2 tRNA genes and 1 rRNA gene are annotated in these 778 nt (G+C 43.2%); all 3 read left to right on the top strand.

The features are described from left to right. Nucleotides 1-128, top strand: a 16S ribosomal RNA gene (locus L5M17_RS22925); the annotation flags it as partial. A gap of 119 nt (nucleotides 129-247) precedes the next feature. Continuing rightward, nucleotides 248-324: transfer RNA gene (locus tag L5M17_RS22920), tRNA-Ile, on the top strand. A gap of 138 nt (nucleotides 325-462) precedes the next feature. After that, nucleotides 463-538: transfer RNA gene (locus L5M17_RS22915), tRNA-Ala, on the top strand. The last annotated feature ends 240 nt before the right edge of the window (nucleotides 539-778 follow it).

The raw sequence follows: 778 nt of genomic DNA, 5'->3' as shown, positions 1-778 counted from the left end.
GGGAGTGGGCTGCAAAAGAAGTGGGTAGCTTAACCTTCGGGGGGGCGCTCACCACTTTGTGGTTCATGACTGGGGTGAAGTCGTAACAAGGTAGCCCTAGGGGAACCTGGGGCTGGATCACCTCCTTACCTATACGACTAACTTAATGTTTGGTCGAAAAATGCTCCTGCATTTTCGACATTCGGTACATCCGTGTACCTTTTGAGTGTTCACACAGATTTGCTTGATAGAAGAAAGAGTAAAAGATGGGTCTGTAGCTCAGCTGGTTAGAGCGCACCCCTGATAAGGGTGAGGTCGGTGGTTCAAGTCCACTCTGACCCACCAAATCTTCGTTCTCCTTTGTTAAATTAACACTCGTTTAGTGAACTAAACGTCGCGTTAATTTGCCGCGGATAACTCGATTTGGCAAACCAATCCTTTTAGAGGTTTGGAACATCTTACTTACTCGCACTGCATGTAAATGGGGCTATAGCTCAGCTGGGAGAGCGCCTGCCTTGCACGCAGGAGGTCTGCGGTTCGATCCCGCATAGCTCCACCATTTACACCTTATTCTGACTTTATTGCAAAGTAATAAGGCATATGCATTATTGATAGAGATGCCAAAGATAAACTTAAAAATTATCTTTGGCTTTTTTAAGCCCGCTCTTTAACAATTTGGAAAGCTGATAGTATTTAATTGCATGAGTCTGTCATGTGATTAATTACAAAACGTTTAATGCGCAAGCATTAAACATGAGTTCTCAAACACTTTATTAAGTGTCTTGAATATTCAATAGTA

It is taken from the genome of Shewanella sp. SW24 (genome assembly GCF_025653395.1).
In the GTDB taxonomy this organism is placed as follows: Bacteria; Pseudomonadota; Gammaproteobacteria; order Enterobacterales; family Shewanellaceae; genus Shewanella; species Shewanella oncorhynchi.
The sequence above is the reverse complement of the archived record's forward strand: the minus strand, read 5'-3'. Positions and strand labels throughout refer to the sequence as shown.